The organism is Nocardioides humilatus, from assembly GCF_008373755.1.
Classification (GTDB): Bacteria; Actinomycetota; Actinomycetes; order Propionibacteriales; family Nocardioidaceae; genus Nocardioides; species Nocardioides humilatus.
In genome coordinates this window covers 1-6,768 of the sequence record NZ_VUJV01000017.1, presented here as the reverse complement: position 1 = coordinate 6,768, position 6,768 = coordinate 1, and the positions used below count along the sequence as shown (strand labels likewise).

Below are 6,768 nucleotides of genomic sequence, written 5' to 3'. Positions count from 1 at the left end.
CAACGGCACCAAATACTGGTTCGCGATCACCGCCATCGACACCACCAGCAACGAAACCAACCGGTCAGCGAGCGCAGCAGCGACGCCGTTCCTCCCGCCTCCCGCGCCTGTCGAGCACTGCGGCCCAATCACCTCAAGCGAAACCTGGACGGCCACCTCGACACACAGGTTGACCTGCAACACCACCATCGAACCGGGCTCGGTGGTGGTAATCGAGGCGGGGGCGGTCGTGAAGGTGGGCCTCAACGCAACGTTGCAGGTGAATGGGTCGTTGGTTGCGTCTGGGACCCAGGTCTCTCCGGTGGTGTTCACCAGCTACAAGGACGACACCGTCGGTGGCGACACCAACGGCGACGGCACCGCCACCGCACCCGCACCCGGCGACTGGGGTGGCTTGCGGATCGACGGCCCCGGGGCACACGACTACGAGTGGCTCGAGGTTCGCTACAGCAATCTGTTCGTCTTGGGCGGGTCCCGCACGAGTCTGAACAGGGTGCGGGTGCTACACCCGTGGGATCAGAACCCTGCCTTGTCTGTCCAGTCCACCTCGGCACCGGTGACGATCACAAACTCACAGATCGGAGCGGGGTACCTGACATCGCAGGTCTCGGTTTCTGGTTCAAGCAGCGACGTGACGATCACGGATAACACCATCGCCAACGGCCTGGTCGTGTCTTCTTACGCCACCGGAGGTGCCACCACGGTCTCGCGGAACACGATCACCGGCAATGGCGGCCCCGGCGTCAACGTCGTGGTGACCGGTGAGAGCACCTCCGCTCCGACGATCCGCGACAACTCCATTACAGGCGCGGGCCTTGCAATGACGATCTCAGCCCCGCACCTTCGTCCAAGCCAGCTCACCGGCAACATCCTGAGCGGGAACGCCCGCAACTACATCGACCTCAGCGGAGTCCTGGTCGAGAACTGGACCTGGCCGTCCTCGGGGCCGACATTCGTCATCGGTGGATGCGCTGGCCTCACGATCGCCAACGGCGTCACGCTCACGGTCAACCCGGGCCAGGTCCTCAAGTTCACCGACGCCTACTGCAACCCCGGTCGCGCCTACCTCCAGGTGAATGGGTCGTTGGTTGNNGCGACACCAACGGCGACGGCACAGCCACCGCACCCGCACCCGGCGACTGGGACCGGGTCTCAATCGGTACCGGCGGGGTCGGCCAAATGAACCACACCGACATCCGCTACGCCGCGCTCGGCATGGCCGTCGATTCGGGCGGTGGCGCTGAGTTCCATGGCCGGCTGACCGATGTGCTCGACGGCGTCTCATCTCAGGGGTACCTAGACGCTACGAATGTTGACTGGGGCGACCCGTCAGGACCATCCCCGTGGGGCGAGGGGTATTCAACGAATGGAACGGTGATCTTTACCCCGTGGGTTGGCTATGTCGCGCCCCCTCGTCCGCCCACTGCACCAGGACAGGTGCTTGAGGAGGACGACTGCACGGACGTGTTGTTCATAGGGGTCCGCGGTTCTGGGGAAGCCCCCCAAGGCGAAAACGACGCTATGTATCAACCTGACGGCATCAACGCCTTCGGGGAGAAGATCTGGCCGACCTACACTGAGTTCACGGAGGCCATCGCGCAGGAGCGGCCCGGCACTACGGTTAGACCGGTGGGCCTTGAGTACCGGGCGTTGGGTGTGGCGCACAACCCGATCTCCTACAACCACCCGACGTACCTCCAGAGCATCTACCAGGGGGTGGACGTGCTCAAGAACCTGTTGGCTTCGGAACATAACCGGTGTGCCGAGGAGCCGCAGAAGGTCGTCCTAGCTGGGTACTCCCAAGGCGCACTTGTAATCCGACTAGCCATCGCTGATCTCGAACGGACTAACTCCCCGCTGTTGTCCACAGACTTCATCGGCGGCATCATCCTGCTCGCCGACCCGGCCAAGACATCTCAAGGCGACGAATGGATTTGGGACACCGCCAACTCCGACGCACCATTCGGCATCTGGAACGCCGAGGGCATTTGGAGCAAGTTCGCCGAAGATCGCAACCCGATTCCGCCGTGGCTGGTGGACCGCACTATCTCCATGTGCCATGACAACGACATTGTCTGCGCTCCCGGCTGGGGGTCTGGAGGTTCGCAGCATACGAACTACTCCATCGCTGAGTCTGAGTCTCTTGGGCGATGGTCGGCCGAATGGCTCGCTGGCCGACTCTGATGCCGTGAGGAGCGGGAGCAGCGCCGTCGTCCTGATGGAGCTTCTGCCGCCGACTTCTACGAGCAGGATCGCATGCTGGGGGGCGTTGACCTCCTCGGTATCGATGGACGGGGACGTGAGCGACATAGCCGTGGAGCTGCCGTGGTGCCGGTCGTCCGATTCGAGCGCGAAAACGTCAACTTTCTCGACGCTGCTGGGCGCGCCGGCCCACCGACCCGAACCGGAATCTTGGCAGGTGGCCGCCGGTGCGCATAGCGCGAGATCACTGCACTTCGAGCGTGTGCGGTTCTGTTAAGCACCCCCAGGGCTGCGCGTTTGTTGTCGGCCCTTGACCCACCAGATCGCCTCGAGCGTGTCGGCCGCTTCGGCAAGCTCAGCAAGGTTCAATCGGTCCGCGGGATCAGCCATGGGGTCATTGTGATGGGTCGGGTGGCTGAGTGCCTCGGCTCCTCGGGTGGAATCGAACGGTGAGCCGGACCCGGAGTCCGGCCCACCGTTGCTACCTGTAACCGGCGTAACCGTGTANNTACACGGTTACGCCGGTTACACCAGCACCAGGCCAGTCGCGTGCCCGTCGGGTGTGGTCGCTGCGACGAAGTAGCGACCCTTGGTCCTGCTGACCTGGTCAGCGTCGATCATCCGCGTGAGCGTGCCCTTGATCGTCCCGTCGGGGAGTCCGGTCGCCTTTGCGATCTCGGTTGGCGTGGCAGTGACACCCGAAGCCAGGTAGTTGTAGATGGTGCGGGCCGCGCCGTCGCCGAGTCCGACCGGGCCGTCCAGGAGGATCCATCGGTGGGCGCTGGCGTCCCACATCAACGGAGACTCCTTCTCCTCGACATCGCGGCCGGTGATGAACAGGCTCGCTTCGGGCGAAGTGCGGGGACGGCTCAGCACCATCGAGGCGTCGGCGGCGCCAGTGATGCCGTTGGTGCCGCTGATCTGGTCAAGCGGATCGGTAGCCTCCTGCTTGCGCTTGTGGTGGACCACGACGATGGCGACGCCACACTCGTCGGCCACCTTCTTTATGGCGCTCATGACGCGGTAGTCCTCTGCGTAGTCGTTCTTGACGTTCGCGGGGCGGATCTTGCTCAGGACGTCGATGATGACCAGTCGGGCGTCGGGAGTGTGGTCGACCCATCCGCGGATGTAGTCCAACATGTCGTTGAACGGTCGGGCCTGAGTCTCGAAGGTGAGACCGGACGGTGCCGGCCGGTCGTTGAGGACCAGGCGGAGCCGGTCGCGGAGGCGGCGGCCGGTGTCCTCCAACGCGGCGTACAGAACGGCGCCCTGGTCGACATCGATGTTGCCGAAGACCACACCGCCGGACGCTACGGCGAGGGCCAGATCGAGACACAGCCAGGACTTCCCGATCTTCGGTGCTCCAGCGAGCACCGTGACACCTTCGGCGATCCACCCCTCCACGGCCCACTTGATCTCGGGGAAGTCCAGCTCCAGCAACTCTTGTGCGGTCCACCGCGTCGGGGCGGTTGTGGAAACGATGTTGGCGAAGCACGCGTCGTCGTTGTTGAACGTGTTCATCAGATCCACTCCAAGATGGTGTCGGTGGTGAGTGCAGTGATCCATGCGCCGATGCGAGCGGGATCCGTGCCCGTGACGTCGAACCGGACCTGGTGGCGGTGCTCGCGCAGGAGGCGAACGGCCTCGGGATCGGGCCACGTAGAGGTGATCAGGTTGACGCGGGCGCCGAAGGGGACGGTGTGCAGGACCAACATCTGGCGCCGGACTCCGTTCGGCTTCTCCTGGTGGCCTTCGGAGAGGTCCAGGGTCACCGATGCGGTCATCGCAACGGCGCTGTGGCGGCGAGCCCCAGGCGGCCGCGTGGCTCGCGGGTAAGAACGGAGGGTGGAGGTGTTTGACACGAGCTCGTTTCCTTGTCGGTGTGTAGGCGAGGTTCATCGCGGGTGATTGCGCGATGAACCTCGGGGCTTTCTCGGCCAGGGCATGCCTGTGATGCACGTGGCGCCGCATAGCAAGGCGACGGCAACGGCGTGCAACAGGTCGCGCGCGCGATGCGCGGTCCAGAAACTGCGTCATCGCGCCGAACCGGGGTGAGTGGCTGAGGCGCTAGCGGCCGTGCGGAGGGGCGGGTCCTGCTGGTCAGCGGTGGTCCGCCCCTCCGAGCCGATCAGATGTCGTACATGCAGTTCTGGTCTGCGGGAGCGACCATGGTCAGGTCGCAGTCGTCGGTGGCGAGGAATCGCCAGTCGGGCAACGCGCGGATGAGCCGGTCGATCTGAGCGGCGTTGACGGGGCAGCGGATCTCGAGTCGGACGAGGTCGGCGTAGGTGTGCATGAAGTTGACGGTGGCGGGGTGCAGCTCGTCCTCGACGGCGAGCGTCAAGATCAGCGTCTCGTCATCGGCGCTCACGACGACGTCGCGGTCGGCGTAGTTGGGCAGGAGGCCGTCGAGGTCGTCGTCGGGCACGACAGTGCAGCACTCAAGCCACAGCGTGACGCCCGAGGCGAGCCTGGTCGCGGCGCTCACAACGAGCCTCGGTAGGTGGGGATGCGCCGGGCGAGCTTGTCGAGGTCGCTGCGCTTGATGCGGATCGCCCTGCCGGGCAGCCTCACGGCAGGCACGGCGCCCTGGGCGATGTAGCGGCGCAGCGAGTCGGTGCTCACCTGGTAGTAGTCCGCCGCCTCCTGGAGGGTGACGTAGCCGTCGGCGCGCGCCTCGGCCTCGCGCGGCTTCCGCGGGTTCCTGACCTGGGTCATACTTGGGTTCTCCATTTCAGTTTGGTGGGTGACCGAGGCTGGCGGCTGCGTGCTTTCTGAGGGCTGTGCAGTCGCTGCCTCGGGACACCCGGTTGCGGGCTGATGCCTGCTGTTCGGTGCAGGCACTAGTCAACCGCACCAAAACCCCTGCTTTGCGACATCGAGGCGAGGCGCTTCGCCGGTCGGGGCCTCCGGCGGCGTCGCAAGGGCCAACCGGGCCAATCCTGGAAGTGTGGACGTCGGCTCGCGTTGCTGTCCCGCGGCGGAACGTGTGCAGTAGGCGCGTGAAGACCACACTGCCAATCGGCCGGATTCCAGGGTGCCCACACACTTGGAGTCAGGTCTACAAGACGAACTGCGCCTCGTCGCACGCCTTGTAGGTGATCTGGCTGGCTCGGGCAGGAAGGACACGAATGGGGTGCCGGGTGGCGCCTTGAGTTCGACTATCGACGGTGAGATGCAACTGGGGCGCGGACACGTTACGAGTCGGCCGCCGTGGTCGTCGCCGTTTCGGGTGGCGGGGTGACCATCGCTGAGAGTCGTTCAGCGATCAGGCGATCTCGACCCGGGGCAGCGTGCTGGTAACGCATCGCAGCCCCCACCGTGGAGTGACCGATCCTGGCTTGCAGTTCCGCGAGCGTTGCGCCGGTGTGAGCGGCCAGAGTCGCTCCGGTGTGCCGCAAGTCGTGCAGATGCAGCTCCGGGCGGCCCACCGCGTCGCGGGCGGCGTACCAGTGCCGGTTCCACGTCGATGGGGCAAGGTTCTTGCCCGGATCCAAATGCGCAGGAAACAACAGACTGGCACGGTCCGGCCCGACATGCTGATCTAGGTGTGCCTGGATGGCTGGTTCTAGGTGCTGGGGCAGTGCCACCGTGCGCTCACCCGCGCGGGATTTGGTCGTATCGACGACCACCTGCCCCGCTACCCGGACCACTCCCCGGCGCACGGTGATCACGCGCTCGGACAGGTCCACGTCACCGCGCCGCAACTCGGTCAGCTCACCGAACCGCAGCCCGCACCACGCCGCCAGCAACACCATCGCGCGATACCGCACCGGGATTTCCTCGACCAGCGCCGCGATCTCCTCAATCGAGGCAACCTCGGTCTTGTGCCGAGGACGCACACTCGCGCCACCCCTGACATCGCACGGGTTGAACTCGATGTCACGGTCTCGTACCGCCTGATTGAGAATGGTGCGAAGCAGTTCGTAGCAGCGCGCGCGCATCGTCGGAGTCCGGTCACCGAAACTGGCGTACCACCTGCGGACCATCGCCGGGGTTATCGACGTCAAGAGCAGGTCTCCAAACTCTGGGTCCAAGACCCGCCGGAGGTAGCCCTCGTACTCGTGCCGCGTCCTCGGCTTGATGTTGCGCTCGGCAACAAACCGCTCCGCGTACTCGCCGAAGGTCTCGCCCTCCTTCGCGTACGTGTCGAAGTCAGGTGTCCACTCACCCCGAGTGATTGCTAAACGGGCTCTGGCTAAGAATCCTTGGGCATCGATCTCGGCGTCGTACGTGAACGGCGCCGTCCATCGCGCACCATCCGGCCCTACGTAGGACGCCTGGAACCGCCCGCTCCCCAACTTGCGGATCGCTCCGAAGTCTCGCCGGTGCTCACCCATCTTCGCTCCGATTTTTCGTGCAACTAGCGTGCAACAACAGATCGGACTCTTGCCACCCCGTGCAGCCTCCTGCGACCACATTCACGCTCAGATTGAGCGTAACAGCAGATCAGACTGGACTTGCGACACTGGTTCAAACCCAGTATCGCCCACCAGCACATGAGGCCCCTGACCTGCGGAAACGCAGATCGGGGGCCTTTGTCAGGGTTAGCGGCCAGATTGTGTG

General features: G+C 64.8%; 7 protein-coding genes. 2 read left to right on the top strand and 5 right to left on the bottom strand.

The features are described from left to right. Positions 1–202 precede the first annotated feature (202 nt). Both F0U44_RS22125 and F0U44_RS22120 read left to right on the top strand, forming a co-directional pair. Positions 203–1,183 carry a right-handed parallel beta-helix repeat-containing protein gene (locus F0U44_RS22125; protein WP_438616541.1) on the top strand — a complete coding sequence of 327 codons (981 nt, stop codon included), beginning with the start codon at positions 203–205 and terminating at the stop codon, positions 1,181–1,183. Continuing rightward, positions 1,180–2,184 carry a cutinase family protein gene (locus tag F0U44_RS22120; protein ID WP_188113632.1) on the top strand — a complete coding sequence of 335 codons (1,005 nt, stop codon included), beginning with the start codon at positions 1,180–1,182 and terminating at the stop codon, positions 2,182–2,184. Before F0U44_RS22125 ends, F0U44_RS22120 begins: the two co-directional genes overlap by 4 nt. A 543-nt stretch (positions 2,185–2,727) precedes the next feature. Here the strand turns inward: F0U44_RS22120 and F0U44_RS22115 are convergent. From F0U44_RS22115 to F0U44_RS22100, 5 genes are all read right to left on the bottom strand, one after another. After that, positions 2,728–3,723, bottom strand: a complete 996-nt coding sequence (locus F0U44_RS22115) for an AAA family ATPase (protein ID WP_246160757.1) — start codon at positions 3,721–3,723, stop codon at positions 2,728–2,730. Beyond that, positions 3,723–3,986, bottom strand: a complete 264-nt coding sequence (locus tag F0U44_RS23150; RefSeq protein ID WP_188113630.1) for a hypothetical protein — start codon at positions 3,984–3,986, stop codon at positions 3,723–3,725. The genes F0U44_RS22115 and F0U44_RS23150 overlap by 1 nt, the downstream gene beginning before the upstream one ends. A gap of 344 nt (positions 3,987–4,330) precedes the next feature. Beyond that, the gene (locus F0U44_RS22110; protein WP_149730568.1) at positions 4,331–4,690 is read right to left on the bottom strand and encodes a hypothetical protein; all 360 of its coding nucleotides are present in this window, start codon (positions 4,688–4,690) and stop codon (positions 4,331–4,333) included. Beyond that, positions 4,687–4,920 (bottom strand): helix-turn-helix domain-containing protein, encoded by a 234-nt coding sequence (locus tag F0U44_RS22105; RefSeq protein ID WP_149730567.1) that lies wholly within the window; start codon positions 4,918–4,920, stop codon positions 4,687–4,689. Before F0U44_RS22105 ends, F0U44_RS22110 begins: the two co-directional genes overlap by 4 nt. A gap of 479 nt (positions 4,921–5,399) precedes the next feature. Then, complete coding sequence (locus F0U44_RS22100; protein ID WP_149730566.1) at positions 5,400–6,542, bottom strand: tyrosine-type recombinase/integrase; 1,143 nt, start codon at positions 6,540–6,542, stop codon at positions 5,400–5,402. Positions 6,543–6,768: the final 226 nt, after the last annotated feature.

Coding starts and splice junctions, on each gene's coding strand:
- F0U44_RS22100 (WP_149730566.1), bottom strand. CDS start 6,542: ATGGGTGAGCACCGGCGAGACTTCGGAGCGATCCGCAAGTTGGGGAGC.
- F0U44_RS22105 (WP_149730567.1), bottom strand. CDS start 4,920: ATGACCCAGGTCAGGAACCCGCGGAAGCCGCGCGAGGCCGAGGCGCGC.
- F0U44_RS23150 (WP_188113630.1), bottom strand. CDS start 3,986: ATGACCGCATCGGTGACCCTGGACCTCTCCGAAGGCCACCAGGAGAAG.
- F0U44_RS22115 (WP_246160757.1), bottom strand. CDS start 3,723: ATGAACACGTTCAACAACGACGACGCGTGCTTCGCCAACATCGTTTCC.
- F0U44_RS22120 (WP_188113632.1), top strand. CDS start 1,180: ATGAACCACACCGACATCCGCTACGCCGCGCTCGGCATGGCCGTCGAT.